Origin of the sequence: Micromonospora sp. NPDC048835, assembly GCF_040649995.1 — a bacterium.
Lineage (GTDB): Bacteria > Actinomycetota > Actinomycetes > Mycobacteriales > Micromonosporaceae > Micromonospora.
In genome coordinates this window covers 1-2,155 of the sequence record NZ_JBEZGM010000067.1, presented here as the reverse complement: position 1 = coordinate 2,155, position 2,155 = coordinate 1, and the positions used below count along the sequence as shown (strand labels likewise).

2 protein-coding genes are annotated in these 2,155 nt (G+C 66.8%); both read left to right on the top strand.

All coding sequences use genetic code 11. The annotated features are described in order from the left end of the window. Positions 1-70: 70 nt before the first annotated feature. Positions 71-1,297 carry an IS21 family transposase gene (gene istA, locus AB0C15_RS32550; RefSeq protein ID WP_357358595.1) on the top strand — a complete coding sequence of 409 codons (1,227 nt, stop codon included), beginning with the start codon at positions 71-73 and terminating at the stop codon, positions 1,295-1,297. After that, positions 1,297-2,085, top strand: coding sequence for an IS21-like element helper ATPase IstB (istB, locus tag AB0C15_RS32545; RefSeq protein WP_357358593.1), 789 nt, complete (start codon positions 1,297-1,299; stop codon positions 2,083-2,085). The genes istA and istB overlap by 1 nt, the downstream gene beginning before the upstream one ends. The last annotated feature ends 70 nt before the right edge of the window (positions 2,086-2,155 follow it).

Sequence of the window (2,155 nt, the reverse complement as noted above, 5' to 3'; positions counted from 1 at the left end):
TGTCGACGCCGCGTGAAAACTGACCCCGTGGTTCCGGTTGAATTTTGACCCCTTCCGGAAGCATCGGGAGGTGCTGAGCGTGGAGGACTGGGCAGAGATCCGTCGGTTGCACCGGGCGGAGGGGATGGCGATCAAGGCCATCGCTCGTCGGCTGGAGGTCTCGCGGAACACGGTGCGGAAGGCGTTGGCCAGTCATGAGCCGCCTCGTTATCAGCGGGCGGTGAAGGGCTCGATCGTGGATGCGGTGGAGCCGCAGATCCGGGTGTTGTTGGCGGAGTTCCCGGACATGCCGACGACGGTGATCATGGAGCGGGTCGGGTGGACCCGGGGTAAGACGGTGTTCGCCGATCGGGTGCAGCAGTTGCGGCCGTTGTTCCGTCGTCTGGATCCCAGCCAGCGCACGGACTATTTGCCGGGCGAGTTGGCGCAGTGTGATCTGTGGTTTCCGCCGGCGGACGTGCCGTTGGGCTTCGGGCAGGTTGGCAGGCCGCCGGTGTTGGTGATGGTGTGCGGCTACTCGCGGTGGTTGTCAGCGGTGATGATCCCGTCGCGGCAGTCGCCGGATCTGCTGGTCGGGCACTGGACGCTGATCTCCGGGTGGGGGCGGGTGCCCAAGGCGTTGGTGTGGGACAACGAGTCCGCGGTCGGTCAGTGGCGGGCCGGTCGGCCGCAGTTGACCGAGACGATGAACGCCTTCCGCGGCACCCTGGGCGTCAAGGTGATCCAGTGCCGGCCGGCGGACCCGGAGGCCAAGGGCCTGGTGGAGAGGGCCAACGGCTATCTGGAGACGTCGTTCCTGCCCGGGCGCCGGTTCGGCTCAGCACATGACTTCAACGCCCAGCTGACCGAGTGGTTGACGCGGGCGAACAACCGTCAGCACCGGGTGTTGGGCTGCCGCCCGGTGGACCGGTGGGACGCTGACCGGGCCGCGATGCTGTCGCTGCCGCCGGTCGCTCCGGTGGTGGGCTGGCGACAGGCCACCCGCTTGCCACGTGATCATTACGTCCGGTTGGACGCCAACGACTATTCGGTGCACCCGTCGGTCGTTGGCCGACGGGTCGAGGTCACCGCCGACTGCGACCAGGTCCAGGTGTCCTGCGACGGCCGTTTGGTTGCCCAGCATGAGCGTTGTTGGGCCGGACATCAGACGATCACTGACCCGGTCCACCGCCAGGCCGCGGCTGACCTGCGGGCCGCCGCCCAGCACACCCCGGTGCCAGCCGTCGACGCTCAGGTCGAGCGTCGAGCCTTGAGTGACTACGACCGGATGTTCGGCCTGGACGAGGTGGCCGCCTGATGGCCAAAACCAGCAACCGCAACGTGTCCTCCGAGATCGCGTTCCTCACCCGCGCGCTGAAAGCACCCTCCCTCGCCGCGTCGGTCGAGCGTCTGGGCGAGCGGGCTCGGGCGGAGTCGTGGACGCATGAGGAGTTCCTCGCCGCCTGCCTGCAACGCGAGGTCGCCGCCCGCGAAGCTCATGGCGGTGAAGGACGCATCCGGTCAGCCCGTTTCCCAGCCCGCAAGAGCCTGGAGGAGTTCGACTTCGAGCACCAACGATCGTTGAAGCGCGAGACCATCGGGCACCTCGGAACTCTGGACTTCGTGGCGTCGAAAGAGAACGTCGTGTTCCTCGGCCCGCCCGGCACCGGCAAAACCCACTTGTCCATCGGCCTCGGGATCCGGGCCTGCCAGGCCGGACACCGCGTCGCGTTCGCCACCGCCGCCCAATGGGTGTCCCGCCTTGCCGACGCCCACCACGCCGGGCGCCTGCAAGACGAACTGGTCAAACTCGGCCGGATCCCGCTACTGATCGTCGACGAGGTCGGCTACATCCCCTTCGAAGCCGAAGCCGCGAACCTGTTCTTCCAGCTAGTCTCCAACCGCTACGAACGCGCCAGCCTCATCGTCACCTCGAACAAGCCCTTCGGCAGATGGGGCGAGGTCTTCGGAGATGACGTCGTCGCCGCAGCCATGATCGACCGCCTCGTCCACCACGCCGAAGTCGTCTCTATGAAGGGCGACAGCTACCGGCTCAAGGACCGCGACCTCGGCCGCGTCCCCGCAGCCATCAAGACCAACGACTGAACATCAACAAACAGCGAGGGGGTCAAAATTCGGCCGGAACAGAGGGGTCAACTTTCAGCCGGCGTTGACA